The 26,797-nt window shown below is 48.8% G+C and carries 34 protein-coding genes; 27 read left to right on the top strand and 7 right to left on the bottom strand.

All coding sequences use genetic code 11. From position 1 onward, the window contains the following. Positions 1-62: 62 nt before the first annotated feature. Positions 63-155, bottom strand: coding sequence for a YjcZ family sporulation protein (locus AC3WTJ_RS09200; RefSeq protein ID WP_145655433.1), 93 nt, complete (start codon positions 153-155; stop codon positions 63-65). A 202-nt stretch (positions 156-357) separates the two neighbouring features. Here AC3WTJ_RS09200 and AC3WTJ_RS09195 point away from each other — a divergent pair, with 202 nt between their 5' ends. The 4 genes from AC3WTJ_RS09195 (at position 358) to AC3WTJ_RS09180 (ending at position 3,722) form a co-directional block, all read left to right on the top strand. Further along, on the top strand, positions 358-1,452 hold the full coding sequence (locus tag AC3WTJ_RS09195) for an MBL fold metallo-hydrolase (RefSeq protein ID WP_492521520.1): 1,095 nt from the start codon (positions 358-360) through the stop codon (positions 1,450-1,452). Positions 1,453-1,541: 89 nt separating this feature from the next. Further along, positions 1,542-1,967 carry a hypothetical protein gene (locus AC3WTJ_RS09190; protein ID WP_127449678.1) on the top strand — a complete coding sequence of 142 codons (426 nt, stop codon included), beginning with the start codon at positions 1,542-1,544 and terminating at the stop codon, positions 1,965-1,967. A gap of 122 nt (positions 1,968-2,089) precedes the next feature. Then, positions 2,090-2,320 carry a hypothetical protein gene (locus AC3WTJ_RS09185; protein ID WP_492521519.1) on the top strand — a complete coding sequence of 77 codons (231 nt, stop codon included), beginning with the start codon at positions 2,090-2,092 and terminating at the stop codon, positions 2,318-2,320. Continuing rightward, positions 2,313-3,722: a cobyrinic acid a,c-diamide synthase CobB gene (locus tag AC3WTJ_RS09180; RefSeq protein WP_492521518.1), complete on the top strand. Its 1,410-nt coding sequence runs from the start codon at positions 2,313-2,315 to the stop codon at positions 3,720-3,722. Before AC3WTJ_RS09185 ends, AC3WTJ_RS09180 begins: the two co-directional genes overlap by 8 nt. Before the next feature lie 41 nt (positions 3,723-3,763). Here the strand turns inward: AC3WTJ_RS09180 and AC3WTJ_RS09175 are convergent, their stop codons facing one another. After that, positions 3,764-4,030, bottom strand: coding sequence for a hypothetical protein (locus AC3WTJ_RS09175; RefSeq protein ID WP_127449685.1), 267 nt, complete (start codon positions 4,028-4,030; stop codon positions 3,764-3,766). 102 nt (positions 4,031-4,132) lie between these two features. Here AC3WTJ_RS09175 and AC3WTJ_RS09170 point away from each other — a divergent pair, with 102 nt between their 5' ends. After that, a complete protein-coding gene (locus tag AC3WTJ_RS09170) occupies positions 4,133-4,372 on the top strand; it encodes a hypothetical protein (protein WP_492521517.1) in 240 nt (79 codons plus the stop codon). Here the strand turns inward: AC3WTJ_RS09170 and brfA are convergent. Beyond that, positions 4,339-4,572 (bottom strand): ribosome rescue factor BrfA, encoded by a 234-nt coding sequence (brfA, locus tag AC3WTJ_RS09165; protein WP_492521516.1) that lies wholly within the window; start codon positions 4,570-4,572, stop codon positions 4,339-4,341. The two genes, AC3WTJ_RS09170 and brfA, sit on opposite strands and share 34 nt — an antisense overlap. A gap of 115 nt (positions 4,573-4,687) precedes the next feature. Between brfA and AC3WTJ_RS09160 the strand changes: the two genes are divergently transcribed. Further along, positions 4,688-4,876, top strand: a complete 189-nt coding sequence (locus tag AC3WTJ_RS09160) for a hypothetical protein (RefSeq protein ID WP_492521515.1) — start codon at positions 4,688-4,690, stop codon at positions 4,874-4,876. Positions 4,877-4,948: 72 nt separating this feature from the next. On the opposite strand, the gene AC3WTJ_RS09155 is transcribed toward AC3WTJ_RS09160, so the two are convergent. Continuing rightward, complete coding sequence (locus tag AC3WTJ_RS09155; RefSeq protein ID WP_157319941.1) at positions 4,949-5,134, bottom strand: hypothetical protein; 186 nt, start codon at positions 5,132-5,134, stop codon at positions 4,949-4,951. A gap of 121 nt (positions 5,135-5,255) precedes the next feature. Here AC3WTJ_RS09155 and steA point away from each other — a divergent pair, with 121 nt between their 5' ends. The 3 genes from steA to AC3WTJ_RS09140 are packed head-to-tail and all read left to right on the top strand — an operon-like array spanning position 5,256 to position 8,004. Further along, positions 5,256-6,416 carry a putative cytokinetic ring protein SteA gene (steA, locus tag AC3WTJ_RS09150; RefSeq protein WP_492521514.1) on the top strand — a complete coding sequence of 387 codons (1,161 nt, stop codon included), beginning with the start codon at positions 5,256-5,258 and terminating at the stop codon, positions 6,414-6,416. After that, positions 6,413-7,144, top strand: coding sequence for a glycosyltransferase family 2 protein (locus tag AC3WTJ_RS09145; protein WP_492521513.1), 732 nt, complete (start codon positions 6,413-6,415; stop codon positions 7,142-7,144). Before steA ends, AC3WTJ_RS09145 begins: the two co-directional genes overlap by 4 nt. Beyond that, complete coding sequence (locus AC3WTJ_RS09140) at positions 7,114-8,004, top strand: hypothetical protein (protein WP_492521512.1); 891 nt, start codon at positions 7,114-7,116, stop codon at positions 8,002-8,004. Before AC3WTJ_RS09145 ends, AC3WTJ_RS09140 begins: the two co-directional genes overlap by 31 nt. Before the next feature lie 17 nt (positions 8,005-8,021). Here AC3WTJ_RS09140 and AC3WTJ_RS09135 read toward each other — a convergent pair whose 3' ends face one another. Beyond that, positions 8,022-8,279 carry a DUF2627 domain-containing protein gene (locus AC3WTJ_RS09135; protein ID WP_492521511.1) on the bottom strand — a complete coding sequence of 86 codons (258 nt, stop codon included), beginning with the start codon at positions 8,277-8,279 and terminating at the stop codon, positions 8,022-8,024. 157 nt (positions 8,280-8,436) lie between these two features. On the opposite strand from AC3WTJ_RS09135, the gene lpdA reads away from it, so the two are divergent. The 4 genes from lpdA to AC3WTJ_RS09115 all read left to right on the top strand — a co-directional run bounded on the left by lpdA (position 8,437) and on the right by AC3WTJ_RS09115 (position 13,393). After that, positions 8,437-9,861, top strand: a complete 1,425-nt coding sequence (gene lpdA, locus AC3WTJ_RS09130; protein WP_492521510.1) for a dihydrolipoyl dehydrogenase — start codon at positions 8,437-8,439, stop codon at positions 9,859-9,861. Between the two features lie 105 nt (positions 9,862-9,966). Beyond that, positions 9,967-10,977 (top strand): thiamine pyrophosphate-dependent dehydrogenase E1 component subunit alpha, encoded by a 1,011-nt coding sequence (locus AC3WTJ_RS09125; RefSeq protein WP_492521509.1) that lies wholly within the window; start codon positions 9,967-9,969, stop codon positions 10,975-10,977. Positions 10,978-10,980: 3 nt separating this feature from the next. Next, positions 10,981-11,961 carry an alpha-ketoacid dehydrogenase subunit beta gene (locus tag AC3WTJ_RS09120; protein WP_127458222.1) on the top strand — a complete coding sequence of 327 codons (981 nt, stop codon included), beginning with the start codon at positions 10,981-10,983 and terminating at the stop codon, positions 11,959-11,961. Between the two features lie 67 nt (positions 11,962-12,028). Further along, positions 12,029-13,393, top strand: a complete 1,365-nt coding sequence (locus AC3WTJ_RS09115) for a dihydrolipoamide acetyltransferase family protein (protein ID WP_492521508.1) — start codon at positions 12,029-12,031, stop codon at positions 13,391-13,393. A 1-nt stretch (position 13,394) separates the two neighbouring features. Here AC3WTJ_RS09115 and prli42 read toward each other — a convergent pair whose 3' ends face one another. After that, positions 13,395-13,499, bottom strand: a complete 105-nt coding sequence (gene prli42 / locus AC3WTJ_RS09110; protein ID WP_307719957.1) for a stressosome-associated protein Prli42 — start codon at positions 13,497-13,499, stop codon at positions 13,395-13,397. 73 nt (positions 13,500-13,572) lie between these two features. Between prli42 and AC3WTJ_RS09105 the strand changes: the two genes are divergently transcribed. Both AC3WTJ_RS09105 and AC3WTJ_RS09100 read left to right on the top strand, forming a co-directional pair. Next, complete coding sequence (locus AC3WTJ_RS09105) at positions 13,573-14,703, top strand: M20/M25/M40 family metallo-hydrolase (protein ID WP_157319948.1); 1,131 nt, start codon at positions 13,573-13,575, stop codon at positions 14,701-14,703. 126 nt (positions 14,704-14,829) lie between these two features. Continuing rightward, positions 14,830-15,963: a DUF3866 family protein gene (locus tag AC3WTJ_RS09100; protein ID WP_492521507.1), complete on the top strand. Its 1,134-nt coding sequence runs from the start codon at positions 14,830-14,832 to the stop codon at positions 15,961-15,963. Here the strand turns inward: AC3WTJ_RS09100 and mciZ are convergent. Continuing rightward, entirely contained in the window at positions 15,896-16,063 is a 168-nt protein-coding gene (mciZ, locus tag AC3WTJ_RS09095) for a Z-ring formation inhibitor MciZ (protein ID WP_492521506.1), read from the bottom strand. The genes AC3WTJ_RS09100 and mciZ overlap by 68 nt on opposite strands. Before the next feature lie 96 nt (positions 16,064-16,159). Here mciZ and AC3WTJ_RS09090 point away from each other — a divergent pair, with 96 nt between their 5' ends. The 12 genes from AC3WTJ_RS09090 (at position 16,160) to AC3WTJ_RS09035 (ending at position 26,790) form a co-directional block, all read left to right on the top strand. Then, a complete protein-coding gene (locus AC3WTJ_RS09090) occupies positions 16,160-16,714 on the top strand; it encodes an NUDIX hydrolase (protein WP_492521505.1) in 555 nt (184 codons plus the stop codon). A gap of 1 nt (position 16,715) precedes the next feature. Beyond that, positions 16,716-17,894: an endonuclease Q family protein gene (locus tag AC3WTJ_RS09085; protein ID WP_492521504.1), complete on the top strand. Its 1,179-nt coding sequence runs from the start codon at positions 16,716-16,718 to the stop codon at positions 17,892-17,894. 63 nt (positions 17,895-17,957) lie between these two features. Further along, positions 17,958-18,599 carry a stage II sporulation protein M gene (spoIIM, locus tag AC3WTJ_RS09080; protein WP_309492296.1) on the top strand — a complete coding sequence of 214 codons (642 nt, stop codon included), beginning with the start codon at positions 17,958-17,960 and terminating at the stop codon, positions 18,597-18,599. A 105-nt stretch (positions 18,600-18,704) separates the two neighbouring features. Continuing rightward, a complete protein-coding gene (fur, locus tag AC3WTJ_RS09075) occupies positions 18,705-19,190 on the top strand; it encodes a ferric iron uptake transcriptional regulator (protein ID WP_127458229.1) in 486 nt (161 codons plus the stop codon). A 166-nt stretch (positions 19,191-19,356) separates the two neighbouring features. Beyond that, the gene (gene ald, locus AC3WTJ_RS09070; protein WP_492521503.1) at positions 19,357-20,487 is read left to right on the top strand and encodes an alanine dehydrogenase; all 1,131 of its coding nucleotides are present in this window, start codon (positions 19,357-19,359) and stop codon (positions 20,485-20,487) included. 59 nt (positions 20,488-20,546) lie between these two features. After that, positions 20,547-20,786: a DUF4227 family protein gene (locus AC3WTJ_RS09065; protein ID WP_407872121.1), complete on the top strand. Its 240-nt coding sequence runs from the start codon at positions 20,547-20,549 to the stop codon at positions 20,784-20,786. Between the two features lie 77 nt (positions 20,787-20,863). After that, positions 20,864-21,760, top strand: coding sequence for a site-specific tyrosine recombinase XerD (gene xerD, locus AC3WTJ_RS09060; protein ID WP_127458249.1), 897 nt, complete (start codon positions 20,864-20,866; stop codon positions 21,758-21,760). 114 nt (positions 21,761-21,874) lie between these two features. Continuing rightward, entirely contained in the window at positions 21,875-23,047 is a 1,173-nt protein-coding gene (deoB, locus tag AC3WTJ_RS09055) for a phosphopentomutase (protein WP_492521502.1), read from the top strand. Between the two features lie 39 nt (positions 23,048-23,086). Beyond that, complete coding sequence (locus AC3WTJ_RS09050; protein WP_315949179.1) at positions 23,087-23,914, top strand: purine-nucleoside phosphorylase; 828 nt, start codon at positions 23,087-23,089, stop codon at positions 23,912-23,914. Positions 23,915-23,953: 39 nt separating this feature from the next. Further along, positions 23,954-24,808, top strand: a complete 855-nt coding sequence (locus AC3WTJ_RS09045) for a purine-nucleoside phosphorylase (protein ID WP_492521501.1) — start codon at positions 23,954-23,956, stop codon at positions 24,806-24,808. 224 nt (positions 24,809-25,032) lie between these two features. Next, complete coding sequence (locus tag AC3WTJ_RS09040; RefSeq protein WP_127458235.1) at positions 25,033-25,416, top strand: cytochrome c oxidase subunit II; 384 nt, start codon at positions 25,033-25,035, stop codon at positions 25,414-25,416. A gap of 72 nt (positions 25,417-25,488) precedes the next feature. Next, on the top strand, positions 25,489-26,790 hold the full coding sequence (locus tag AC3WTJ_RS09035) for a pyrimidine-nucleoside phosphorylase (protein WP_492521500.1): 1,302 nt from the start codon (positions 25,489-25,491) through the stop codon (positions 26,788-26,790). The last annotated feature ends 7 nt before the right edge of the window (positions 26,791-26,797 follow it).

Genomic DNA, 26,797 nt, shown 5'->3' with positions numbered 1-26,797 from the left:
AAGTTGTAGATGGAATGTCAGAAAGACTACCTATCAAACAGGTAGCCTTTCTGTAAGTTTAATTACCAAACGAATGCGCTAGTGATGATTACCAGCAAAATGAAAAGAACCAAGATTGCTGCTGAAGAATTATACCCACCAGTTCCACAACTCATCCGAATCAACCTCCAACTGAGATTTGGTTTGTGTTTCGAGATAGCTTATGACTATTTTCAAATGAATGTTTGGGCGAGAGGACTGATTGTGCTTTTGTCCCGAATTGCAAAAAAATTGGAACCAAACTTTGCAAATTTACGTTATACATCTAAGTCAAAACATACTAACCACCGTAAGGTAAAGCTTGGAGGCGCGAAGAAGTTGTTATTAACATTAGTGATTGTTATGGTGCTTATTGTTGTTATTGTGCTAGTTATGTATGGATATCCGGTTTTTGGACGACGGCCTTCCAAGGAAAAAGCGTTGAAATTAGCGCGTTCTCCCCAATTTGTTCAAGGGAAATTTCAAAATCCTGCTCCGGCCATGATGGAGATGAACTTAAAAACGACATTGGGTATTTTGCGTGATTTTACCAAAAGCGCCCCTAATCGTCGACCGTCAATCCCCTTTGTTATGGAAGCCCCGCTTCTTCAAAAGGATACCGAAACGAAAGTAACATGGTTTGGCCATTCCGCGTCACTGCTCACAATCGATGGAAAGGCCCTATTACTCGATCCTATGTTTGGCCGAGCTCCGTCCCCTTTTCCTTGGTTTGGGAAGGGAAGATATAGCGGCGGGTTGCCTTTTGAAGTTGCGGAACTGCCTGTCATTGACGCCGTCGTGTTATCTCATGATCACTATGACCACCTGGATTACGGCACTATTCTGAAAATTAAGCACAAAGTAAATAAATTTCTGGTCCCGCTAGGGGTCGGAGGCCATTTGGAACGCTGGGGTGTGCCACCTGAAAAAATCGCGGAATACGATTGGTGGGATGAGTTCACCTACGATGGGCTGACATTTGCCTGTACGCCAGCGACGCATTTTTCAGGAAGAAGCATGACTGACCGCGGGGCCACGCTCTGGTGTTCCTGGGTAATCAAAGGCGAGCAATCCAACGTATTTTTCAGCGGAGACAGCGGGTATTCCCCTCATTTCGAAGCGATTGGCCGGAAATATGGGCCTTTCGATGTTACGTTAATGGAATGCGGCCAATATGATCAACGCTGGGCTGATATTCATATGTTGCCTGAAGAGACTGTACAAGCCCATCAGGATGTGAAAGGAAAGCTGCTCATTCCCATTCACTGGGGAGCTTTCACCTTAGCGCTGCATGATTGGTTCGATCCTGTGGAGCGGGCAGTGAAAGCGGCACATGGAAATCATGTCCGAATCGCAACGCCGAAAATCGGCCAGACCGTGCGTATTCATGCAGATGAAGTACCGAACACTGCTTGGTGGAAGATGCGCGGGTAGTCGCCAGGTTGGTAAGAAACTGGATACTGGGTCTTCAGCATGGTATGATGAGTAGATCTAGACAAGTAATCAGGAGAGAAGAATAATTTATGGTTGAGCAAAAAAGTGAAAGAAAATTTCATTTCCTGGGCGTGCTGTTAGGTGTTGCGGTTGATAATGTGGGGACTTTGGTATCAACCGTTTTATTTGGCAGCCTATACTTTGGAAGCAACCCGGTGAACGAGCAGGATATTAGCACATTTTATTCAAATGTCATGCTTTTACTGTTGTTTTTAGTCATTGGCCTTTTCTGGTCGTTTCTTGGCGGATATGTCGCTGCCAGGGTAGCGAAACGTGCGGAATATTTTAATGCGGCATGTATTGGTGTCATTGGGGCGGCGATCGGGTTCGATTCGATGCTGAGCAATAACGGTATCCCATTATGGTATGAGCTGATTGGCTTCTTCGCGATCGTGCCGGTCTCGCTGTTAGGCGGCTATCTGGCATTGAAGAGGAAAAAGGCGCCATTGAAATGAATATGGTTTTCAAAGAGACTTGGGTAGGGTTCGTTTACCGAGTCTTTTCTTTTTTTGGATTTTAGATCAAGAAAAAGTTATACTAGGAAACATGAATTTATTAGTTTGAGAGGAATCCAACCATGCCTAAGTATGCAAATGCAAGTGCGGAAGCAACTGAATTTTTGCGCCAAAAAACAGGAAGCAGCCAGCTCGAATGCTACACGTATATTGACCCGGGTCGGGCGGAAGACAGTTTTTTTATCGTTAAAACGAGCAATAAAGTCACTCATGTGTCTTTCTCGGAAATAACCTATGAAGCGAGCAGCTATCAAAGTTTACTAGAGGGGCTTTATCGGGCTGTCTATGAATAAAGGCGCGACACGTAGAATGGTTATTGCGGGAACGGGCAGCGGTGTTGGCAAAACTACGCTAGCAATTGGCATCATGGCTGCTCTACAAAAACGTGGACTGGCGGTCCAAGGGTTTAAATGCGGTCCCGATTATATTGATCCGACCTATCATACAGCCGTGACAGGCAGACCTTCCCGCAATTTGGATTCATGGATGGTAGGCCGTGAAGGGGTAAAGGAATTGTTTGTTCGCGGCAGCAACGGCTCCGATATTTCGATTATCGAAGGCGTCATGGGGATGTTTGATGGAAAAGATCCTGCAACCGATCAGGGAAGTACGGCTGACATTAGCCGAATTCTCGGTGCTCCTGTCGTTCTCATTGTGAATATTGCGAGCATGGCCAGAAGCGCAGCGGCTATTGTCATGGGCTTTCAGCAATTTGGGCAAGGCGACAACATTGTTGGAGTCATTGTCAATCGTGCGGGTAGTGAAGCGCATTATAAGATGGTGAAGCAAGCGATCGAGCAGGAATGCAGCATTCCTGTTCTTGGCTACATGCCGCGTGATGCGAGCATTGAGCTGCCGGAGAGACACCTGGGGCTTGTCCCATCGATCGAGAGAGGAGAACTGCAGCCCTTTTTTGACAAGTTGGCTGATCAGGTAGCCGCTACCGTGAACTTGGACCAACTGGTTGAAGTGGCAGCGGCAAAACCGGTTGAAAGTCAGATGCGGCTGTTTCCTGGCGCAGACCCAGGTGCGCGTAAGCGTGTGAGAATTGCGGTAGCCAAGGATGCCGCATTTCACTTTTATTACCCGGAGAACCTCGAACTATTGGAGGAGGGAGGCGCGCAATGCGTGTTCTTCTCACCTCTTGCAGGCGAGGAGGTTCCGCTCAATGCGGATGGCTTATATCTCGGAGGCGGGTTTCCAGAAGAATTTGCAGACCGTCTGGGAGCCGATGAGCGGGTAAAAGCGTCTTTCCGCAATCGCATTGCGGAAGGTCTTCCAACGTTGGCGGAATGCGGCGGCTTCATGTATTTAACGGAGCAAATTGTAGATACGACAGGAAATGCCTATAACATGGTAGGAATTGTTCCTGGAAAAGTGACCATGCAAAAGAAGCTAGCGGCATTAGGCTACCGTGAAATTACGGGTACGAATGAAGCCGACTTCTTACTCTCAGCCGGGGCAAAAGCACGTGGACATGAGTTTCACTATTCCACTTTTGAACCGGCGGAGGGAGCGGTTATACCGGCTGCTTTTCAATCAAGTGGACGCATGGGGATTCAAACGGATGGATATGCGAGCGGGAGTCTTGTGGCTGGCTACACGCATGTACATTTCGCTTCGAATCCGGAGATTGTAGAAAAATGGATCCTCGCCTGCGAGCGATATAAAGGTGAGAAAAAGCAAAATGGTTGATCAGGATATCCTCCTGACCAACCATTTTCTAGATGCAGCAATTATTTTATGAGAGTTAAAGCTTGATCTGCGATGGATTCTTTGTACCGGTCTAGGCAGTTGCAAAGGTAATCTTTGCGGCAGATCGGGCAAGGTTCTTTCATCAATCTATTCAGGTCGGTCACTCTGCCGATTCCGGTTTCGGAATCTCTTTCAAAGAATAAACGGCATTTGTTCCGGTCTTTCAATGAAACGACCACTTCGAAAAGACCATTTTTTTTATTATCACTAACGATTGTTGCGTCTACTACTTGCGGATCATAAGCCATTAGTAATTCCTCCTACTAGCATGCCCTTATCTTTATTAGCTTGGGCGCGTTAGTATATTATATAAATAAAAAAGATTTTATTCAATAGGAGGCCTTACGCTGGTGATAATCGATTATTGTGAGCAGGAAATCGTGGAGGGCAAGGTGCAACTTCATATCGGGCTGCAGTTCGAAGATGAGCCTGATTCTTTATATGTAGCCGAGTTGGCGGTGGATGATGAGGGCGTCGTCACGGAGTGGAAGCTGTTCTTTAATGGATTTGATTGCAAGTATACATTTCGTCCCGACGAAAAAGAAGCATGCATCCGTTATGCAGCTGAACAGGGCATTACGATTGCATGAAAAAAGGAATCGTCCCCATGATGATGGTTCAAATTCCTTGATTTGTGTTTATGCAGCTGTTTAGCTTGCAATTCTTTCAGGCTTGGGGTCTTTTTGGATACGGGATTCACGCCGTTCCAGTGTAGACGCTGAATGGCAGGATCAAGTTTACCTTCTCGTAAATGGCGCTGCCGCAGCTTCTGCGCTTGCGATTTGGACATGGGATCTTCCTCTTTTCGTTGTAGAATGTTTGTAGTACCTCTTCATTCTAAATATTCATGGGAGCAGCTGCAATGGAAAGTTTTTTTAAAATGAAAATAGATGTGAGTCGAAGAGGTGAGTGATTTGCGTATCAGCATTCAATTGGCTGTGGCCGGCGATGTGGTGAAGCAAGATGTGTTGGAAATCGCTGAACATAAGCTAGGGGAAATGACAGAGGAAGAAATTGAGAGCGCGATAGAAATCAAGATCAGGACTTGGGTCGACCGCATGATCCAGGTGGAATGGGAAGTTATCGAGGAATAAAGGTGAAAAAATAGCTCCGAGTTTGGCATGCGATCAGCCACTCGGAGCTTTACTATGTGTGTCTATGTATGTTTAGTGAACGATATTGCCCACTCCTGTTTTTTGCAAGGCGTGTTCCCAGCTTGGGTAGTAATACAGGGCGTTTTTCATCAGATCAGGATGCAGCTTTTTCACATTTTTTTTGGCTAGTGATTCCCCTGTGCTGTGAAGCTGCACAATATGGCCTAGCACTTCCTCTGCACTCATGTTTAGCTCCATGGATGTTAATCTCCTTTCCTCAAGAATATAACCTCAATGCTTGCCATTAACTGGGCATATTATACATAGAATTTCATGGCAGAGGGCAAAATAGACGTATCTATAGACGAAAGGAAAGTCGGTGTCTATTTTGAATTGGTTTTCGCTGTCATTGTTTTCTTCTAAGCCGCTGCCGCAGTGCAGAGGGAAAATTAGCGCAGGAGCGATCACGAAAGTACTGCTTCGTGATTTACCCCCTGGACGCATTGTCGTGCTCCGGCATCGTGACCTCGATGAAGTAGCCGCTCAAGAGCTTATCGATCAGAAAGTCAAGGCTGTCATAAATTGCGATCTGACAATGAGCGGAAGGTATCCGACACTCGGTCCTCTTATGCTGCTTCAAGAACAAATTCCGATTTGGGAAGCAGATAGCGCTGTATTCGAAGCTTTCAAGACTAATTCGGAAATTTCGGTTTATGAGGATCGGATCCTAATGGAGGATCAAGTGATTCCTTGCAGCGCTTTTACACGTGAAAAATGGCTTGGCATGCAGCAGCAAGCGAATGAACGGACGACACAATTGATGGAGCATTTCATTGATAATACGTTATCTTACGCCATGCGTGAAATGCATGCGGTGATGGAGCCTCTCCCTCAGATAGCTATCCAAACAAATTTGGAAGATAAGCATGTGTTGATTGTTTCCAGAGGAAAAGGGTATAAGAAGGATTTGCTTGCCGCAAAAGCTTATATTGCTGAAGTAAAGCCAGTGCTGATCGGGGTGGATGGCGGGGCGGACGCTCTTCTCGAGTGTGGCTACTTGCCTCATTTAATCGTTGGCGATATGGACAGCGTGACAGATAAGGCGCTATCCTGCGGCGCTGAAATTGTTGTGCATGCTTATGAGGATGGAACCGCGCCGGGACTTTCGCGAGTCGAAGATTTGGGGCTTTCCGCCCATGTGCTTCCATGTTTTGGTACAAGCGAGGATATGGCGCTGTTGTTTGCTTACGAGAAAAGGTGTGAAGTGTTAGTCACGGTAGGCGCGCGCACGCATATGATTGATTTTCTGGAAAAAGGGAGAGCGGGCATGGGGAGCACGCTCCTGGTCAGAATGAAAGTCGGGGCGCGATTGGTGGACATCAAGAGCATAGGTATCCTATATAAGTCTCGCGGTTGGACGAAAGAGATTAGCTCAACTTTGTTACTTTCCCTATTTTTTATCGCATTGAGTCTATTCCAATTGCATTGGATCGTGAAGCGGGTCGCCCATGTGGTATGGAAACTCGGAGGTGAAGGATGAAACCTTACATATCCATTATCATTCCTGCTTGGAATGAGGAAGGAAGTATTGAACATACGCTTCGGCACCTGCAGGATCAAGTGGATCTGATGTATAATCCGGGAATGCGAATTGAAATTATCGTGGTGGATGACGGGAGCTGCGATAAAACCTATGAAGCCGCTTGGCCGTGGGCGGACAAGCTGATTAAGCATGAACGTCGCTGCGGGAAAGGCGCAGCCATGCAGTCAGGCGTCGCCGAAGCCAGAGGCGATCTGCTGCTTTTTCTGGACGCCGATCTGCGGGCTACCGCCGGGCTGGCGCTCGTTCTCATCGAGCCGCTGCTGCGGCACGAAGCGGACATGGCGATCGCGAAGCTCCCGCCGCCCCGCACCAAAGCCGGCTTCGGCTTAGTGAAGGGCTTGGCCCGCCGCGGCATCCGCCGACTCAGCGGCTATGAGACCGAAGCTCCCTTGTCCGGCCAGCGCGCTGTGCGCGCAGATCGGCTGCGGGAGCTTGGGGAGCTTCGGCGCGGCTTCGGCGTGGAAGTCGCGCTAACCATTGATGCGGCGCGGCACGGCCTGCGCATCGTGGAGCTGGACGTGCCAATCACGCACCGCGAAACGGGGCGGGATTGGCACGGATTCATGCATCGCGGCAAGCAATTTGCCGCGGTTAGCTTGGCGCTGCTGTCTCGCTGGAAGGAGAGGAAGCAGCTATGGTACTCATCGGATCGCTCCTCGATCTGATGGTGATTGCGGCAGCCGGGCGATGGCTGCTGCCGCACGTTCTGAGGTTCCTGGAGGGCCATAGACAACTTGAAACGAACTATGCCGGACAGGAGGTCCCGCGCGGGTTGGGAGCGCTGCTGTGGCTGCTTCTATGGCTGCAGGAGCTTGTTCTGCAATTGGTTAATCGCGTTCTTGCCTATTGGCAGCTAGGCCCTTTGACGAAGATGGAATCGCTTGAAACGAACCATCAGGTGTTTGTTTTTGCAGCTAGCCTCATTTTCTTGTTGGGTTGGACGGATGATTTAATCGGCAGCAAGGCTGTGAAAGGTTTAAAAGGTCATTATCGTTATTGGAAAGAGACAAAAACGTTCTCCATGGGAGCCGTCAAGGCGCTAGGAATAGCCACAGCTGCGGGATGGCTGGCATTGTCAGCCGAAAACGAACAAACCCCTATCTGGTGGATAGGGGGGCAGATGCTTTTGCTTATGCTGATGACGAACGCTTTGAACTTGCTTGATGTGCGTCCTGGGCGTTCGCTGAAGTTTTTTTTCACAGGTGTAGTGACTGTAGGGGTTGTATCCTTATGGATGGCGGGCGGTAGCATTCCTCTAGTATTTCCTATTTGGCCAGTATGCCTAGGAGCTTATTTGGTATATGGCATGGATGTGCGAGGCAAGGGCATGCTGGGGGACGCCGGAGCGAATCTGCTTGGATTTACGCTCGGATATACTGTCATCATGACCCTTCCTTGGGAGATGCAATGTCTGATTGTAATCGTGCTCATCTTGCTGCATAAACAGGCTGAAGTAAGTTCCATTACCGCCCTGATCGAGCGGAACCGATTCTTAAATTGGCTAGACCGTCTAGGCCGGACTTGAGTAATTGAGGGTCCGGTCTATTTGCGCCGTTTGGCTTTAAACCTGGGTGCCAGATAATTACGTTTGCGGTCGCGGAAGAAAGTCCAACCACCAATAAAAGCGACTCCCAAAAGAAATAGAATAAGGCCTAGAAAAAATTTCCCCCACAGCATGTGGCCGTCCATGTCGAACTGTGCGAAAAAAGCGTCTTTCATGGAGAGAAATCCATAAGTTGCTGTCAAACCGGGAATAACGAGTAGAAGAATGGCGATAAATCGGTAAAATGGTGCTTTCATAGCTGCTCCTTACATCTAGGGATCATGGTATTTCTATCATCATACTCTGAAACGGTTTGCCTGTCTAATTCACAAATAAGACTATGATTTCCGATCCAAAAAAGGGTAATATAGTAGAGACTATGATGGCACAGAGGGCAATAGGAGGAATTATATAATGAGTGAACATAGATATGATGTTGTTGTACTAGGCGGCGGAATCGGCGGTTACACGGCTGCTATCCGGGCTGCTCAGCTGGGGAAAACGGTGGCGGTTGTTGAAAGAGAGAAACTGGGAGGCACTTGTTTGCACCAAGGCTGTATTCCAAGCAAAGCCTTGCTTCGAAGCGCCGAAGTCTATGCAACTATGAAAAAAAGCGAGGAATACGGGATCACTGCAGGCTCTCTTGAACTCAAGTTTGAGAATGTGATTGCGCGCAAGCAGCGTATCGTTGATCAACTGCACCAAGGGCTGCAATTCCTGATGAAGAAAAATAAAATTACCGTTCATTACGGAAATGGACGTATCATCGGTCCTTCGATTTTCTCGCCACGCAGTGGAGCTGTGTCAGTTGAGAAGGAAGACGGCGATATCGAAACACTGCTTTCGAGCAATTTGGTGATCGCGACCGGATCCAAACCTCGCAGCTTGCCAGGGCTTGAGATTGACGGCACACATATTATGACAAGCGAAGATGCGCTGCGGATGAACGAGCTTCCGAAGTCAATCATCATCATTGGAGGCGGCGTGATTGGCGTCGAGTGGGCTTCGATGCTGCGTGATTTCGGTGTTGAGGTAACAATCGTGGAGTATGAGAAACGGTTGGTAAGTCTGGAAGACGGCGATATCTCCAAGGAGCTTGAGCGCTTGTTCAAAAAGCGCGGCATTAACTTGGTGACTGGCGCAAAAGTGCTGCCTGACTCTGTGAAGATCGCGGAAGGTTTGGTCTCTTTGCAAGCGGACAAGCAAGGCGAGTTGATCGAGCTGCAAGCTGATAAAGTGCTTGTTTCTGTTGGCCGAGCAGCCAATATTGAGGGCATCGGACTTGAAAACACGGATATCAAAGTAGATAAAGGCGTCGTTCGTGTAAATCGTTTTATGCAAACAACAGAATCCCACATTTATGCGGTCGGCGATGTGATTGGCGGGTTAATGCTGGCGCATATGGCAGGGCATGAAGGGATTCTTGCTTCAGAACATATCGCAGGTCAAACACCTCACGAGCTTCAGGCGCATCTGGTCCCAAAATGTACGTACACGAGACCTGAAATTGCCAGCGTAGGGTACACGGAACAGCAAGCAATCGATCTTGGCCATCAAATAAAAGTAGGCAAATTCAGCTTTAAAGGGATCGGGAAAGCGCTTGTTTACGGCGATAGCGACGGCTTCGTGAAAGTGATTGCCGACAGTGTGACCAATGACATTCTCGGTGTGCATATGATCGGACCTCATGTGACGAATTCCATTACCGAAGCGGCTTTGGCTCAGGTGCTGAACGCGACGCCTTGGGAAGTCGGACAAACGATTCATCCGCATCCTACTTTGTCCGAAGCTTTAGGCGAGGCTATGCTTGCTGTGGATGGAATTGCCATTAGCGGATAAAAAATTGTAATCATAAGCGTTTGCGTTTATAATAAGCTTATAGAGTCAAGTCTTAGGACCAGGTAATAAGAATAGCATCTAAATTATTTTAAGGAGGCAACCTCCATGTCCATTGGTCAGCTTTATAAGCATAGAACATTAGGGTTATCTGACGAAGTCGTTATTCGTATGTATAGAGTCATGAGTCTTGCGGCTAAATATGATGAACGTGCTTTTATGCTTCAGCGTGCGGGCAAAATTCCTTTCCACGTTTCCGGGATGGGGCAATATGCAGGTCAAGTAGGGATGGCTTTCGCCATGGAAGCCAAGAAAGATTATTTCCTGCCTTATTATCGTGATTATGCGTTTGTTCTTGCGGTTGGTATGACCGTGAAGGATCTTATGCTTGCCGTATTCTGTAAAGCAGAAGATGTTAACAGCGGCGGCAGACAGATGGCGGGGCATTTCGGTGACCGGAAAAATCATATCGTCACAGGATCTTCTCCTGTAACGACGCAAGTCCCTCATGCTGCTGGCATCGCGCTTGCCGCCAAAATGAAAAAGCAAGATTTGGTTACTTACGTCTCTTTTGGAGAAGGCTCGAGCAACCAGGGGGATTTCCACGAAGGGTGCAACTTTGCCGGGGTACATAAACTGCCTGTCATTTTTGTTTGTGAAAATAATCAATACGCCATTTCGGTCCCCCTACATAAACAAGTAGCAGGGAAAATTTCAGATCGCGCACTTGGGTATGGTTTCCCGGGCGTTCAAGTTGACGGCAGCGATGTGTTGGAAATGTATCGTGTTACCAAAGAAGCCAGAGACCGCGCAGCTCGCGGAGAAGGTCCTACCCTGATCGAAATGATGTCCTACCGTCTGATGCCGCACTCCACTTCCGATGATGATATGCTGTATCGCACGAAAGAGGAAGTTGAGGAAAATCGTCAAAAAGACGGAATTGTCAAGTTCAAAGAATATTTGATGGAGTGCGGTCTATGGAGCGATGAGCAGGATCGTGAGCTTCAGGAAGAACTCAAGCAAGAGATTAACGAAGCTACGAAATACGCGGATCAAGCTCCATATCCGAAGCCGGAAGATACGCTTCGCCACGTTTACGCAGAAGGAGATGACCACTAATTTATGGCAGTCATTACTTATTTGGAAGCTATCCGATCTGCGATGCAGGAGGAAATGCAAGGGGACGACAATGTTTTCGTCCTCGGTGAAGACGTTGGCAAAGGCGGTGTCTTGAACACCACCAAAGGGCTTCGCGATCAGTTTGGAGAAGATCGCGTGTTGGATACACCGCTGGCGGAATCCGCTATCGTCGGTGTAGCGATCGGTGCGGCTATGTACGGCATGAAGCCGATTGCCGAAATTCAATTCGCCGATTTCATCTTCCCGGCGACAAACCAAATTCTAAGCGAAGCGGCGAAAATCCGCTATCGTTCCAATAACGACTGGTCTTGCCCGATTGTGATTCGTGCGCCTTACGGGGCGACCGGCGCAGGCGCCTTGTACCATTCCCAGTGTCCGGAATCGGTTTTCTTCGGCACGCCGGGTCTGAAAATCGTCGCGCCTTCCAATCCGTATGACGCGAAGGGATTGCTCAAGGCAGCGATCCGTGATGCGGATCCCGTGTTGTTCTTCGAGCACAAGAAGGCGTATCTTGCGCTGTCCGCTGATGTACCGGAAGAGGACTACATCGTGCCAATCGGCAAAGCTGACGTGAAGCGTCAAGGTACGGACATTACGGTCATCGCCTATGGGATGGTCGTGAATTTTGCGCTGCAAGCCGCTGAGGAGCTTGCGAAGGAAGGTATTTCTTGCCACGTGCTGGACTTGCGAACTTTGCAGCCTTTGGACAAAGAGGCAATCCTGGAAGCGGTGAGAAAGACGGGCAAAGTGCTCATCACGCATGAAGATAACAAAACAGGCGGCGTTGGGGCTGAAGTGTCCGCCATCATCGCCGAAGAACTGCTGTTTGAACTTGATGCACCGATCGCGCGACTTTGCGGACCGGACGCACCGGCTGTGGGCAGCAACCCTCCTATGGAGAAGTTCTTCTTGCTCAATAGCGATAAGCTGAAGGAAGCTATGCGCCAGCTTGCCATGTTTTAATCGCTTTACAATTCCTTTGGTCTAATTTTATGCCATTGATCATTTCCTGAACTTAGGAGGTACACCCATGAACCAAACGAACGGTCGACTCACCGAGGTAACGGTTCCGCATTTAGCGGAAAGCCTCGTATCGGCTACAATCGGCAAATGGCTGAAAAAGCCAGGCGATTATATCGAACAATATGACGTACTTTGTGAGCTTTTCACAGAGAAAGTAAATACAGAAATGCCTTCACCGATTGAAGGCACCTTAGTGAAAATTATTGTCGGCGACGGTGAAACAGCGGCTGTCGGCGAGGCCATTTGTTTGATCGAGGAGTCGGCAGGAGCAGCAGTTGGTTCGCCAGCTGCTGCTGCGGAACAGGCTGGCGGTACGAGTGTGTTCGTGCCGGAAGAGGGCAGCGACCAAAGCATGCGCGGCCGCTATTCACCGGCTGTTCAGCGCCTGGCCCAAGAGAACAACGTAGATTTATCACGTGTGCCTGGGACAGGGCTTGGCGGAAGAATTACGCGCAAGGATGTCGAGCAATTCGTCGCAGGCGGCGGCTCCAAATCGGCTCCTGCCGCTGCGGCTGTTCATGCGAACCAGCAAGCAGCACCGGTAGCAAACAGTGCGCCGGCTCCGCAAGTTGAGACGCAGCCTGCCAATCTGCCAGTGCGCAGCTCGGGCATCCATCTGTCTGCGAACCCGCAGACGCCGCTCATTGAAGCGGAAGGTCATTCGCTGGACTCGCGCAATGAGCACTTCATCGATGTAACGCCAATTCGTAATGCCATTGCTACTCGCATGCGCCAAAGTGTAACGGAAATTCCGCATGCATGGACGATGATCGAAGTGGATGTGACGAATCTCGTCGTTCTGCGGAACAAAGTGAAGGACGACTTTATGCGCCGCGAGGGCATTAATTTAACCTATCTCGCTTTCATGATGAAAGCGGTCGTGAATGCGATTAAAGATTACCCGATTATCAACTCGGTATGGGCCGTAGATAAAATTATCGTGAAACGCGATATTAACATCTCTCTATCCGTAGGGACGGAAGATTCGGTTATGACGCCAGTGATTAAGAAGGCGGATCAAAAGAATATCGCCGGATTGGCCAGAGAAATTGATGAATTGACGAAGAAGACGCGTGCCGGCAAGTTGTCCTTGAATGATATGGTTGGCGGAACGTTCACGGTTAACAACACAGGCTCCTTCGGTTCGATTCTGTCTTATCCGATCATTAACTACCCGCAAGCAGCCATTGTGACCTTCGAATCGATTGTGAAGAAGCCTGTCGTTATTCAAGATATGATCGCAGTCCGCTCTATGGTTAACCTGTGTCTGTCGCTTGATCACCGCATTCTGGATGGTGTGATCTGCGGCAGGTTCCTGCAGAGAGTCAAAGAAAATTTGGAAAGTTACAATGCCGATACAAAAATTTATTAAACTAGGAATCAAAAAATAATCCGGCAGTAAACAATATGCTGGATAGCAGCATGGTGATGAGCATTACGTAAATCACGACTTTAAACCAACGTCTATTCTGCAACATGAAGAGTCACTCCTTTATCGTAAAAGCTTGTACCGTATTATTGTAACCCATAGTGAGTATCGGAGGAAAGTACATGATTCAGCAAAACCGTTTAGTGGAAGAATTCATATCGCTCGTGCAAGTAGACAGCGAAACACGCTTTGAGCAAGAAATTTGTGTGGTGCTGAAAGAGAAGTTCAGTCAATTAGGCTTAAAGGTCGTTGAAGATGATTCGATGGCGAAAAGCGGTCACGGATCAGGCAATTTGATCTGTACATTGGAAGCGACGGACAGCAATGCCGCAATCCCGACGATTTTCTTTACATCGCACATGGATACCGTTGCTCCAGGCAAAGGCATCAAGCCGCAAATTGGCGAAGATGGATACATCCGCAGCGACGGAACTACGATCCTGGGCAGTGACGACAAAGCGGGCATCGCAGCTATGCTCGAAGGTATTCAAGTGCTTAAGGAGCAAAACATTCCTCATGGCCGTATTCAATTCGTAATTACGGCAGGGGAAGAAAGCGGCCTGAAAGGCGCTCGTGCCATGGATCGCAGCATGATGGAAGCCGAATTCGGCTTCGCGCTGGATTCCAATGGCAGCATCGGTGATATTGCAACTGCCGCGCCTGGCCGTGCGGAAATCGAGATCATTTTCCATGGCAAATCAGCACACGCAGGCGTTAATCCGGAAGATGGCATCAGTGCCATCCAAGTAGCCTCCAAAGCTGTTTCGCGCATGTCGCTTGGTCGCATTGATAACGAAACAACGGCGAATATCGGCAGTTTCTCCGGCGTAGGTCCACTTAACGTCGTATGCGATAAAGTGAAGATGGAAGCGGAAGCTCGCAGCATTGTGCAGCATAAGCTGGAAGCGCAAATCGCTGCGATGAAAGAAGCTTGTGAATCCGCAGCGGCAGATGCAGGAACGACTTGCGAGTTTAACGCAGACATCGTTTATGCTTCTTACATGCATGATGACTCTGCTCCAATCGTTCAGCTTACTTCCAGAGCGTTGTCTACGCTTGGATTAACAGCTCGCACGTTCCACTCCGGCGGCGGCAGCGATGCGAACATCTTTAACGGCATGGGGATTCCAACGGTGAATCTTGCCGTCGGTTACCACGAAATTCATACGACCAAAGAGCATATCGCCATTAGCGATCTGGTCAAAACGGCTGAATTGGTCGTTGCTCTTGTGAAAGAAGCTGCAAAGGTTTAAAGCGATAGATACCGATTAGTTGATGCCAAATGTTGGCGCGCTAGTCGGTTTTTTTGATAGTAAGCCTAACTCTGCGCTAAGTCACATATGCTGCAAGAAGGAACGAGTTGCAAGGGGGAGATAGGCATGCTGAGGCGGGCGGAAGGCAAGGTAAGCACGATCATTTCGGTTAGGGAAGGGCTGCAGGTCGTCCGTGTGATCATGCGGCATAACGGCAAGGAGGAGCGCGCTGTCCATTATACCGATAGTTCACCGCCGCTTCGTCCCGGTGATGTGGTTATTCTGAATGTGACGGCTGAGGAACTTGGATTAGGCTCAGGAGGTTATCACATCGTCCTCCCTGCTCAAGCGATGGACATCGATATCCCTGATGCTGAACGTCTACCCGACGGACATATTATGAAACTCAAATACACCCCGTTGCAGCGGAGTGTGCTTGCTGTGGAGGAAGAGAACAGCAGGTTTCATCCTCTTTTTCAAAAGGAGAAAACGCTGGAGGGGATGCCAGTCTTGCTTGGGGAATTACATAGTATGCTGCCTGTGGCGCTGTGTTGGCTTCGATACCGTGAGCAGCAGCGTAAGCAGCCGATTCAGCCGATAGAAATGGCGAGGAACGTTGCCTATATCATGACGGACGGCGGCGCACTCCCGTTAGCTTGGAGTCAGCATATCGCACAACTGGAGGCCATGGGGTGGCTTCAGAGCACAATAACGTATGGGCAAGCTTACGGTGGAAAGCTGGAGGCAGTGAACAAATTTAGCGCGTTGATTGCTGCTAAGCATGCTGCCAAAGCGGACATATGTCTCGTAACGATGGGACCTGGGATTGTTGGTACAGGTACACGATACGGCTATTCCGGGATTGAAGTCGGTGAGCTCGTTAATGCCGTATACGCCTTAGGCGGGACTCCGATTGTGATTCCGCGCCTTTCCCTTGCCGATGAGCGGCCACGGCATCGAGGGATTAGCCACCATACCCTAACGGCATTGGAGCTTGCTGCGAGATGTCAGGCTATCTTGCCTTTCCCGCAAAATATTGCAGAGGAATATGCGATCATTCAGGAGCAACTGAACCGTTTGGAGACGCATCAAATCAGGATGATGCCATCTGTACCGGCGGAGCAAATCGCTGAGTGCTTACGCCCATATCCACTGCCGATTACCTCGATGGGAAGGGGATTATGGCAGGACCCTATTTATTTCCAAGGTGTTTGCGCTGCGGTGGATTGTGCAATCCAGATGCATAGTCCATCAATGTGATGTTCGGCCCGCCTTGCTTCAGCATGAGCTGGAGCTGACGCTTGACTTCCCAGGCTTTTCCCACCAGACGAATTTGTTTTTCCGCGATATAGCTCTTCATATCGATCTTCCTCTTTTCCGGTTGAAATTTGATATAATGATCGATATGCAAAAGTAGGACAAGTTATACCATTTTAGAAAATGATGAGGTGTTCAAATGACCGTACATAAAAAATTCGAAGAAGTTACTGTACAAACGGAGTCCATTTATAAAGGCAGAATCATATCCCTTCAGCTAGACACTGTTACACTGCCAAACGGGGAAACGGCAACGAGAGAAATCGTGAAGCATCCAGGTGCCGTAGCGGTCATACCATTAATTGGGGATAAAATGATCGTCGTGGAGCAGTATCGAAAACCACTGGAGAAAAGCCAGGTTGAAATCCCGGCGGGCAAGCTGGACGCAGGGGAAGAACCGCTAAAAGCGGCATTACGCGAGTTGGAGGAAGAAACGGGATACCGGTCTGACAACGTGAGGTTGGTGAGCTCCTTTTACACGTCTCCGGGATTTGCTGATGAAATTATTCATCTCTATATCGCGGAAGATTTGGTCAAAGGAGACGCCAATCCGGATGAAGATGAATTTCTGGAATGTGAAGCCATTACCCTGGCGCAAGCTCAGCAGTATATGCGGGAAGGGCGTATCAGCGACGCCAAAACCATTATGGCTGTGTACGCTTGGCAGCTATACAAGTTAACGGGCCAGATCTAAGATGAAGTCTTATTACGTAGACCTTCATATTCATATTGGACGAACGGAGAGCGGCCAAGCTGTGAAGATTAGCGCCGCGAATAACCTTACCTTTTTCAATATTGCCCATGAAGCAGCCGTCCGCAAAGGGATGGAGATCATCGGCATCATCGACTGCCATTCGCCTTCCGTGCAAAACGACATCCTGACCTATTTGGATCGTGGCGAGATGGTGGAATTGGAGGGCGGAGGTATCGGGTACCGGGATACAACCGTCTTGCTGGGAAGTGAGATTGAAGTCAGGGAACCTGGCATGGGGCCGGCACATTTGTTAGCGTATATGCCCAATCTCGAGGTCATGCAAGGATTTACAAACTGGATGAAGGGGTATATGAAAAATGTAGAGCTTAGTTCACAGCGAATCTATGTGCCTGCGCGAGTCTTGCAGGAAGAGGTGCTTGGCAGAGGGGGAATCCTGATTCCCGCTCACATTTTCACACCCCACAAAAGCGTCTACGGCAGCGCAACGAGCAGGATGGAAAATCTGCTTGATTTGGAAGGTATCTCTGCCGTGGAGCTTGGACTAAGCGCCGATTCGGAGATGGCTGGACTGATTTCTGAGCTGGATCCTTTTACATTCATAACCAATTCAGATGCGCATTCGCTGGGTAAAATCGGGCGTGAGTATAACGAGATACAGCTGGCTGCGCCTACTTATGATGAGCTCGTTAAGGCGCTTCATCGCCAAGAAGGGCGTGGCGTGGTCGCAAACTACGGGCTGAATCCCCGGTTGGGCAAGTATCACAGAACCTACTGCTCCTTGTGTGAAGCCGTTCTGGATGAGCAAGAGGGCACAGTAGAGCGCTGCGCAGATTGCGGCAGCAATAAGATCGTTCGAGGCGTTATGGATCGCATACTGGATTTGGCGGATCGCCAAGAGCCGTTTCTGCCACCTTACAGGCCGGCGTATCATTTTCAAGTCCCACTGGAGTTTATCCCTGGGCTTGGTCCTAAGAAATTGAATCAATTGCTTCAACGTTTTGGAACGGAGATGAATGTGCTGCACCGCACAACGCAGGAAGAACTGGTAAGTGAAGTGGGTGAAGAAATAGCCGCATACCTGGTCGGTGCGCGTGAAGGTACGCTTTCGCTTGAGGTTGGCGGAGGCGGTAGATATGGCAAAGTGAAAAATCGTTCATAGTTTCCAGCTCTCGCTCATAAGCTTGTCTTTGTAGAGGTTGTACACACGGGAGGAGCTGCGAGAGTGAATAGGAACCTAACGATGAAACAATATATGAAGGACAATTTGCCGCTGTTTATATTCGTCTCCGTACTCTTTCTCATTGGTGTTGTGTTCGGTGCCGTGATGGTTAATGCGCTTTCCTTGGAGCAAAAGCAGGAAATGACGCGTCATTTGGGGAGTTTTTTCCATGAGATTAATGATGGCGGCGAATTTGACAGCAGGCAGTCGTTCGTTCAATCTTTTGGCATGCACATGAAGTGGATTTTACTGATCTGGTTGTTTGGGCTGTCCGTGATTGGCCTTCCGCTCATCCTTGTGCTGGATTTCCTCAAGGGTGTGCTGATCGGCTTTACAGTCGGCTATCTGGTCGGTCAAATGTCCTGGAAAGGCATGTTGTTCGCGCTGGTTTCTGTAGCTCCGCAAAATTTGATCGTCATTCCGGCGATTCTCTTCTGTAGTGTTGCAGCGATGTCTTTTTCCATTTATATGATCAAAAATCGGTTTATGAGCCGCAATGGCAACATGTACCAACCCTTCATGCGTTTCACAACATTGACGCTGCTAATGGGTGTTTTCCTTCTTGGGGCAGCACTTTGGGAGGGATATGTGTCGCAATTGATGATGAAATGGGTCACTCCGATGCTGGTTCCGCTCTATGGATGACAGAAAACAACACGTTTCTGTTTGACTTTGTCAGTAAGCTCCCCCTATAATGAAAAGAGTGGCTAAAATTGGGCTTGGATGCCCACCTTTCTGAGGGGGAGGCATATGGAAGCAAGGATTGAGAAAATTAAGCAGCAGTTGCAATCCCAAGGGTACAAGCTTACCCCTCAACGGGAAGCGACTGTGCGTGTACTATTAGAAAATGAACAAGATCATCTAAGTGCCGAAGACGTGTTTATGCTTGTGAAGGATAAAGCTCCGGAAATCGGTCTGGCAACCGTGTACCGAACATTAGAGCTGCTGAGTGAGCTGCATGTCTTGGAGAAAATGAATTTTGGCGATGGCGTAGCTCGTTATGATTTGCGGGATGACAGCACGCGTCACCATCACCATCATTTAATCTGCGTTCAATGCGGGACCGTGGACGAAATTATGGAAGACTGGCTCGGGCCTTTGGAAGAAAGGCTGGATAAGGATTTTCATTTTCAAGTACTGGATCATCGACTTGATTTTCAAGGTATATGCTATCGCTGTAACGAACGAGGGAAACCGGACTCATTGGACAAATCCAAAAATAACAGCGCGGAATAAAGCTGTTTATACAAAGAAAATGCCTGTAAGCACATGTGGTGCGTACAGGCATTTTTGCTTATTTCTCATATACTGGATATTAGAAAATAGAATCTCCTTCCACATAATTGGACTGGAAGCATGGGTACATTATGACTAACGTTCATGAGAAAGAAGGTAGACGCGAATGACGGAGCAATTATTTGTGATCGGCGTCCCGAAGGAAATAAAAAATAATGAAAACCGCGTCGCTTTGACTCCCGGCGGAGCAACGACGCTTATTATGGCAGGACATAAAGTGCTCGTTGAAGCCGGTGCCGGAGCGGGCAGCGGGTTCAGCGACGAGGATTATGCCAAGGAAGGCGCCGTTCTTATAGCGGATGCCGCTGAAGTATGGGCGCGCAGCGATATGATTATGAAAGTGAAAGAACCGCTCCCCGCCGAATATGGCTATTTTCGCGAGGGACAGGTGCTTTTCACTTACTTGCATTTGGCTGCAGCGGGAGATTTGGCAGACCACCTGTTGAACAAGAAGGTGACAGGTGTTGCCTATGAAACCATTCAGCTTGCCAATGGATCGCTTCCTCTGCTAACGCCAATGAGCGAAGTCGCCGGTCGTATGTCCGTCCAGATCGGCGCTCATTTTCTGGAGAAGTTTTATGGCGGGCGCGGCATTCTATTGGGCGGCGTGCCAGGCGTGCCGCCAGCGAATGTTGTCATCCTTGGCGGAGGCATTGTTGGAACCAATGCAGCCAAGATGGCGCTTGGTTTAGGAGCGAATGTCGCCATTATCGAACGGAGCGCGGATCGGATGCGTTCCTTGGACGATATTTTCGGTGGTCGGCTGAATACCTTGATGTCGAATCCGTTTAATATAGCAAGCGCCGTTGCCAAAGCGGATCTCTTGATCGGGGCCGTGCTTATTCCGGGAGCGCGAGCGCCAAGACTGGTGACAGAGGCGATGGTCAAAACGATGAAGCCAGGCGCTGTCATCGTGGATGTCGCCGTTGATCAAGGCGGTTCCATCGAAACGATTGACCGGGTGACCACGCACAGCAGCCCTACCTATGAGATGCACGGCGTGGTGCATTATGCGGTAGCGAATATGCCCGGCGCAGTCCCGCGCACTTCGACGCTTGCCTTGACGAACGTAACATTGCCCTACGCTTTGGAGCTTGCCAATAGAGGATTAACAGAGGCAATCACAGCTAATTATGCTCTGCAATTGGGGGTTAACACATACAAAGGCAGCGTAACCCATCCAGCTGTTGCTGAAGCGCTGGGGATGCCGTATGTGAAGTTGTCCGATCTGTCATAAACAGGGCCTGAGCCTCATATCCTGTCCTAAAGAAAAGGACAGAAATGGGGACCTGGCCTATGATTTTTTCCTATCGAAAATTACTTGTTCGCTTGCGCTTTATATTGCTTTTCATGACATTGACGGTTGTTTTGTATCAAGTGATGGTAGTACTCACCAGCTGGATAGAGCCTGTGAATCGCTACCGCGCGCCAGCGGGCAATTCCGTCAAGGTATTTGGACAGCATGAGCATGCCTCGTTTCCGGAGTCAGATAAAATGAGTGACAGGCTGCGCTTATTTTATTGGTATGGTGAATAAAAGAGGAGTTCGGAGGTCCATCGTTGAATGCTATCTGTTAGAAATATGGCAGGTTAACGAAGGAGCTACATAACATGATGATGGTTGATTTGCAATCCTTCATCCGATTTTTGTCTGTAGAACGCGGACTATCCAAGAATACACTGGAATCTTACGAAAGAGACCTGCAGCAGTTTGTTGACTATTTAGAGCGGCAGGGGATTACAGCTTGGAAAGAAACAAGCAAAGCCAATATTGCGGGTTTCTTGTCCCAATTAAAATTGTTAGGCAGAGCTACAGCTACCTTGTCTCGGAATCTCGTTTCGATCCGTGCTTTCTATCAGTATCTGGTGAGAGAACGATTGGTGGATGCAGATCCATCCCTTTTCATTGAAGCGCCTAAGCCCGAAAAGAAACTGCCCAAGGTGCTTTCTGTCGAAGAGGTTGGCAAGTTGCTGGATGCGCCTCATCTTGAGCTTGTGAGCGGCGTGCGCGATAAAGCGATGCTTGAACTGCTGTATGCAACGGGAATTCGCGTCTCTGAACTGATCTCGATGAACGTTGATGACGTTCAATTGCAACTTGGCTTCATTCGCTGTATGGGAAAAGGAAACAAAGAGCGTAATATCCCGCTTAGTTCAATCGCTATTCGCTGCTTATCCGCCTACATACATAAGGATCGCAAGAAATTGTTGAAGAAGTCGGCGGACGAAGAAGCTTTATTTATCGGACACTTAGGGACCCGGATGACGAGACAGGGCTTTTGGAAAATTTTGAAAAGATACGCAAATGAGATGAAGATTGAAAGTGAAATCACACCTCATGCCTTGCGGCATTCTTTCGCTGCCCACTTGATCGAAAATGGCGCAGATTTAAGATCCGTCCAAGAGATGCTCGGACATTCCGATATTTCGTCCACACAGCTGTATGTACAAGTTACCAAGCTCAAAATGAAAGATGTTTACAACCGCGCTCACCCGAGAGCGAATATGTAAAGATGACAGCGGCGATTTCCTGAAGGAAAAGGGAAAGCTGCTGTTTTGCATTCATAGAGTGGAAATGCGATAATCAAGGGTGGATAACATTGTGAACAATTTGGAGGGACAAGTGTGCGCTTTGAACGAATAGGTTTAATCGTATTGGATAGCGTAGGCATCGGCGAATTACCGGATGCCAAAGCGTTTGGCGACACAGGCAGCCACACGCTTGGACATATCGCGGAGAGAGTGAACGGATTCTCTCTTCCTAATTTGCAGCGTATGGGTCTAGGCAGTATCGCTGAGATAAAAGGCATCCCGGCCGCTGACGCGCCAGAAGCATATTATGGCAAAATGGCCGAGGTGTCGGTTGGAAAAGACACGATGACGGGGCATTGGGAATTGATGGGGCTACGAATTTCTACACCGTTTAACGTATATCCGGATGGATTCCCGGAAGCATTGATTTCGCAGTTTGAGCAGGAGACAGGGCGCAAGGTCATTGGAAATAAACCAGCCTCTGGGACAGAAATTCTAGACGAGCTTGGCGAAGAGCAGATGAAAACTGGGGCTTGGATCGTCTACACGTCGGCGGATAGCGTATTCCAGTTGGCGGCTCACGAAGATGTGATTCCACTTGAAGAGCTGTACCGCGCTTGTGAAATTGCCAGACGTCTAACCCAAGGTGAATTTGCAGTTGGCCGCGTCATTGCGAGACCTTATGTCGGCCAGCCGGGCGCTTTCAAGCGTACGCCGAATCGGCATGACTATGCGGTGAAGCCGCCGGAGCCGACCGTGATGAATCACTTGAAGGACGCGGGATATGATGTCATTGCTATCGGAAAAATCAATGATATTTTTGACGGCGAGGGCGTCACGAAAGCGACATCCACAAAAAGCAATTTAGACGGCATACAGAAGACGATTGAAGTGCTTGGCGAGCCGTTCAAGGGGTTGGCTTTTACCAACCTTGTTGATTTTGACTCGTTATATGGTCATCGCCGCGATCCTGAAGGTTATGGCCGAGCCTTGGAGGAGTTCGACAGCTTCGTACCGCAGCTCAAAGCGCAGCTAGGTCCGAAGGACCTGCTGATTCTTACAGCAGACCACGGCAACGATCCCGTGCATGCGGGAACCGATCATACACGCGAGTATGTGCCTATTTTGCTATTCAGCCCGAGCTTTGAGGCTCCTGTTTCTCTGGGAATTCGTGGAACATTCGCTGATCTTGGGGCTACCATTGCCGATAATTTCGGCGTAAAACCTACAGAGCAAGGCGAGAGTTTCCTGCATCTTCTCAAATAAAGCGACTGCCCAACTGAAAAAGCCAAGGAGGAATATAACATGTCAGAAACATCCATGATTCAAAAGATTCAAGAGGCTGCCGCCTTTATTTCGAAAGAAACAAAGATTAAACCGCAAATCGGACTTATTTTAGGTTCAGGACTCGGCGTGCTTGCTGACTTAATCGAACAGCCGATCGTCGTTGACTATTCGCGCATTCCGCACTTTCCGGTATCAACCGTTGAAGGCCATGCGGGGGAGTTGGTTGTTGGTACGATTAAAGGCAAGCAAGTATTGGTCATGAAAGGCCGTTTCCATGCCTATGAAGGGTATGGGGCTGAAACCGTATCATTCCCTGTTCGCGTTATGAAAGAGCTGGGTGTGGAAACGTTGATCGTCACGAACGCAGCTGGAGGCATTAACGAGTCTTACCAAGTCGGCGATTTGATGGTTATTAGCGATCACTTGAATTTGACGTACCGCAATCCATTAATTGGACCCAATGATTCCGCACTAGGCGTTCGTTTCCCGGATATGTCGGAAGCGTACAGCAAACGTCTGCGTAAATTGGCGCATGATGTGGCGGCATCGCAAGATTTTAAACTGCAAGAAGGCGTTTATGTCGGACTGCTCGGACCTAACTATGAAACTCCGGCAGAGATCCGTATGTTCCGTACACTGGGTGGTGACTCCGTAGGTATGTCTACTGTACCTGAAGTGATCGTAGCCCGTCATGCAGGCATTGAGGTGCTTGGTTTCTCCTGTATTTCCAATATGGCTTCCGGAATTTTGGATCAGCCTCTTTCCCACGCAGAAGTGATGGAAACTACGGAGAAAGTTAAACCTAAGTTTTTGAAATTGGTACTGGGCATTATTGAGGCTATTTAATTACAAATTAAGGCTATTTATCAGATAAGGAGATTCAACATGGCATTGACGTACATAGAGAAAATTAATGAAGCAGCAGCGTTTATTAAAGGGAAATTAGGGGATGTCGCACCTGCTATCGGGCTGGTTTTGGGCTCAGGGCTTGGCGATATGGCGAATCAGGTGGAAAATCCGATTGCGATTGATTACAGCGAAGTGCCGCACTTCCCGGTTTCAACGGTTGAAGGGCATGAAGGCCGTTTTGTCGCAGGAACACTTGAAGGCAAGCAAGTCATCGTGATGCAGGGGCGTTTTCATTATTACGAAGGTTATGATATGAAAAAGGTTGTCTTTCCTGTGTATGTCATGAAAGCAATCGGCGTTCATTCCGTTGTTATGACGAATGCGGCGGGCGGCATGAATCGCGGCTTCAAAGCCGGTGATCTCATGGTGATTAGCGATCATCTCAACATGACGGGTGACAATCCGTTAATCGGACCTAACCACAGCGAGTTGGGTGTTCGCTTCCCGGATATGTCCGAAGCGTACAGCCGCGAGTATCGCGAGCTTGCGCATAAGCTGGCCCAAACGGTAGTGGGAGAGGACGGCGTGCCTCTGAAGCTTCAGGAAGGCGTTTATGCAGGGATTACGGGACCTACTTACTGCACACCGGCTGAACTGACGATGCTGGCTCGCATTGGCGGCGATGCGATCGGGATGTCCACCGTAGGTGAAGTCATCGCGGCCCGTCATGCGGGACTTAAGGTGTTAGGGATTTCGTGTATTACTGATATGGCGGTGGGCGAGGAGCTTGAGCCTCTAACACATGAACAGGTTGTCGCGGTGGCCAATCGGACGAAACCGAAGTTCATTGCTTTGGTCAAAGCCTTTGTGCGTGACGTGCAACTGGGATAAAGGGTTCCGCGGCTTCCAAATTCGGGAGAGGCTGAACGGTGTGTAATTTGCATCCGTGTGGGAAATAGTAAGGTTAATATCCCCCGATAAGGGGGATGTTTTTACGAGGATTCATTCACAATTCCGTCACAAAATATTCAAAGATTTGCCACTAAACCTGTATGGGATTGTCTCGCGATGTTAGGTAGAATAGATGAAGTGAACACATTATGAGGGGGATATGCATGCAAAAGTGGATTTTCTTTGTGTTATTTATCGTTGCGGGCGCACTGGGGCTGGGAGTCCTCTTTCAAGATATCTCTGAACGCCAAGAGGCGAAAGCAGCAGAGGAAGCCGGCAGCAAAATTCAACAGCTTAAGATTGCAGCCTCTAACTGGCAATTTGACTCGACCGATTACACGATCAAAAGTGGCGAGCCTACGAAAGTTTCCTTGTCTTTGAAAGAAGGCGTACACGCAATCGAAATTAAAGGGTTGGATGTCAAGCTGGATAAAGAAAACCCTTCAAAAGAAATTACGTTTGACAAACCGGGAACTTATGAGATTGATTGCGTACTGCCATGTGGCGAAGGCCATGCTAAAATGAAAGCTAAATTAGTTGTACAATAAAAGAGAATACTAGTACAAAGGGGGGCTCAAGCAGCTCCCTTTTTTCGATTTATTATTGAAGGAGGAACTCACATGAGAATGGTTGATTTAATACATAAGAAAAGGTCCGGTGAGGTTTTAACCGAGCAAGAGATCACGTTTATCGTACAGGGTTACACAAAAGGGGATATTCCGGATTACCAAATGTCAGCGCTGTTGATGGCGATTTTCTTCAATGGCATGATCAGTGAGGAAATATCCGCGTTGACGATGGCCATGGCTGGATCAGGGGAAATGATTGATCTGTCGGAGATTGCCGGGATTAAAGTAGATAAACACTCGACTGGCGGAGTAGGGGATAAAATCAGTCTGATTGTCGGCCCGATCGTCGCTTCTCTCGGCGTACCGGTCGCCAAAATGTCAGGCAGGGGCCTTGGCCATACTGGCGGTACCGTTGATAAGCTGGAATCGATTCCGGGCTTCCGGATTGAATTATCGAAAGAGGATTTTATTACAGCAGTCAATACGAATAAAATTGCGATTGTTGGCCAGAGTGGCAACTTGGCTCCTGCGGATAAGAAGATGTACGCTCTAAGAGATGTAACAGCGACAGTAGATTCCATTCCGTTGATTGCCAGTTCCATCATGAGCAAGAAAATTGCCTCGGGCGCAGACGCGATTGTCCTTGATGTGAAAATCGGCTCCGGCGCTTTCATGAAAACCGTCGATGATGCAAGAGTGCTTGCCCGCACAATGGTTGATATCGGCGTGAAATTGAATCGCAATACGATTGCGATGATCACGGATATGGAGCAGCCGCTTGGCCGCGAAATCGGCAATGCTAACGAGATCCGCGAATCCATCGAAGTGCTGCGCGGCACTGGCGACAAGGAGCTAACTGAAGTCGCGATTTCCGTAGCGGCATATATGTCGCTGCTAGGCAAAGTGTTTGAGAGCTTTGAAGCGGCGCAGGAAGCTGTTCGCGACATTGTCATGAACGGGAAGGCGCTAGAGACGTTCAAACGGTTTGTAGCGAGCCAAGGAGGCGATCCGAGGGTGGTTGATCAACCGGAGCTGCTGCCGACAGCGAGCTATCGTTTTGAAGTGCCAGCCGAGCGGGATGGCTATGTGAATCAAATCGATGCCGAGCATATCGGAATCGCGGCCATGCTGCTTGGCGCAGGACGCGCCAAGAAAGAGGATCAGATCGACTACGCAGTAGGTCTGACTTTGAATAAGAAGATTGGCGACGCTGTCCAGGCTGGAGAATCGATTTGCACCATTCATGCCAATCGAGAAGATGTACAGGAAGTCATGGCAATGATTCAAGGGGCTTATCGGATTGCTCCTGGTCAGCCGGCTCCCGTGCAATTGATCTATGATGTGATCGTGTAGATCAGGG

It is taken from the genome of Paenibacillus sp. FW101-FHT12H11 (assembly GCF_058790355.1).
This window is presented reverse-complemented; position numbering and strand designations above follow the sequence as displayed.

Coding starts and splice junctions, on each gene's coding strand:
- AC3WTJ_RS09200 (WP_145655433.1), bottom strand. CDS start 155: ATGAGTTGTGGAACTGGTGGGTATAATTCTTCAGCAGCAATCTTGGTT.
- AC3WTJ_RS09190 (WP_127449678.1), top strand. CDS start 1,542: ATGGTTGAGCAAAAAAGTGAAAGAAAATTTCATTTCCTGGGCGTGCTG.
- AC3WTJ_RS09185 (WP_492521519.1), top strand. CDS start 2,090: ATGCCTAAGTATGCAAATGCAAGTGCGGAAGCAACTGAATTTTTGCGC.
- AC3WTJ_RS09180 (WP_492521518.1), top strand. CDS start 2,313: ATGAATAAAGGCGCGACACGTAGAATGGTTATTGCGGGAACGGGCAGC.
- AC3WTJ_RS09175 (WP_127449685.1), bottom strand. CDS start 4,030: ATGGCTTATGATCCGCAAGTAGTAGACGCAACAATCGTTAGTGATAAT.
- brfA (WP_492521516.1), bottom strand. CDS start 4,572: ATGTCCAAATCGCAAGCGCAGAAGCTGCGGCAGCGCCATTTACGAGAA.
- AC3WTJ_RS09155 (WP_157319941.1), bottom strand. CDS start 5,134: ATGGAGCTAAACATGAGTGCAGAGGAAGTGCTAGGCCATATTGTGCAG.
- AC3WTJ_RS09145 (WP_492521513.1), top strand. CDS start 6,413: ATGAAACCTTACATATCCATTATCATTCCTGCTTGGAATGAGGAAGGA.
- AC3WTJ_RS09140 (WP_492521512.1), top strand. CDS start 7,114: ATGGTACTCATCGGATCGCTCCTCGATCTGATGGTGATTGCGGCAGCC.
- AC3WTJ_RS09135 (WP_492521511.1), bottom strand. CDS start 8,279: ATGAAAGCACCATTTTACCGATTTATCGCCATTCTTCTACTCGTTATT.
- lpdA (WP_492521510.1), top strand. CDS start 8,437: ATGAGTGAACATAGATATGATGTTGTTGTACTAGGCGGCGGAATCGGC.
- AC3WTJ_RS09125 (WP_492521509.1), top strand. CDS start 9,967: ATGTCCATTGGTCAGCTTTATAAGCATAGAACATTAGGGTTATCTGAC.
- AC3WTJ_RS09120 (WP_127458222.1), top strand. CDS start 10,981: ATGGCAGTCATTACTTATTTGGAAGCTATCCGATCTGCGATGCAGGAG.
- AC3WTJ_RS09115 (WP_492521508.1), top strand. CDS start 12,029: ATGAACCAAACGAACGGTCGACTCACCGAGGTAACGGTTCCGCATTTA.
- prli42 (WP_307719957.1), bottom strand. CDS start 13,499: ATGTTGCAGAATAGACGTTGGTTTAAAGTCGTGATTTACGTAATGCTC.
- AC3WTJ_RS09105 (WP_157319948.1), top strand. CDS start 13,573: ATGATTCAGCAAAACCGTTTAGTGGAAGAATTCATATCGCTCGTGCAA.
- AC3WTJ_RS09100 (WP_492521507.1), top strand. CDS start 14,830: ATGCTGAGGCGGGCGGAAGGCAAGGTAAGCACGATCATTTCGGTTAGG.
- mciZ (WP_492521506.1), bottom strand. CDS start 16,063: ATGAAGAGCTATATCGCGGAAAAACAAATTCGTCTGGTGGGAAAAGCC.
- AC3WTJ_RS09090 (WP_492521505.1), top strand. CDS start 16,160: ATGACCGTACATAAAAAATTCGAAGAAGTTACTGTACAAACGGAGTCC.
- AC3WTJ_RS09085 (WP_492521504.1), top strand. CDS start 16,716: ATGAAGTCTTATTACGTAGACCTTCATATTCATATTGGACGAACGGAG.
- fur (WP_127458229.1), top strand. CDS start 18,705: ATGGAAGCAAGGATTGAGAAAATTAAGCAGCAGTTGCAATCCCAAGGG.
- ald (WP_492521503.1), top strand. CDS start 19,357: ATGACGGAGCAATTATTTGTGATCGGCGTCCCGAAGGAAATAAAAAAT.
- AC3WTJ_RS09065 (WP_407872121.1), top strand. CDS start 20,547: ATGATTTTTTCCTATCGAAAATTACTTGTTCGCTTGCGCTTTATATTG.
- xerD (WP_127458249.1), top strand. CDS start 20,864: ATGATGGTTGATTTGCAATCCTTCATCCGATTTTTGTCTGTAGAACGC.
- AC3WTJ_RS09050 (WP_315949179.1), top strand. CDS start 23,087: ATGTCAGAAACATCCATGATTCAAAAGATTCAAGAGGCTGCCGCCTTT.
- AC3WTJ_RS09045 (WP_492521501.1), top strand. CDS start 23,954: ATGGCATTGACGTACATAGAGAAAATTAATGAAGCAGCAGCGTTTATT.
- AC3WTJ_RS09040 (WP_127458235.1), top strand. CDS start 25,033: ATGCAAAAGTGGATTTTCTTTGTGTTATTTATCGTTGCGGGCGCACTG.
- AC3WTJ_RS09035 (WP_492521500.1), top strand. CDS start 25,489: ATGAGAATGGTTGATTTAATACATAAGAAAAGGTCCGGTGAGGTTTTA.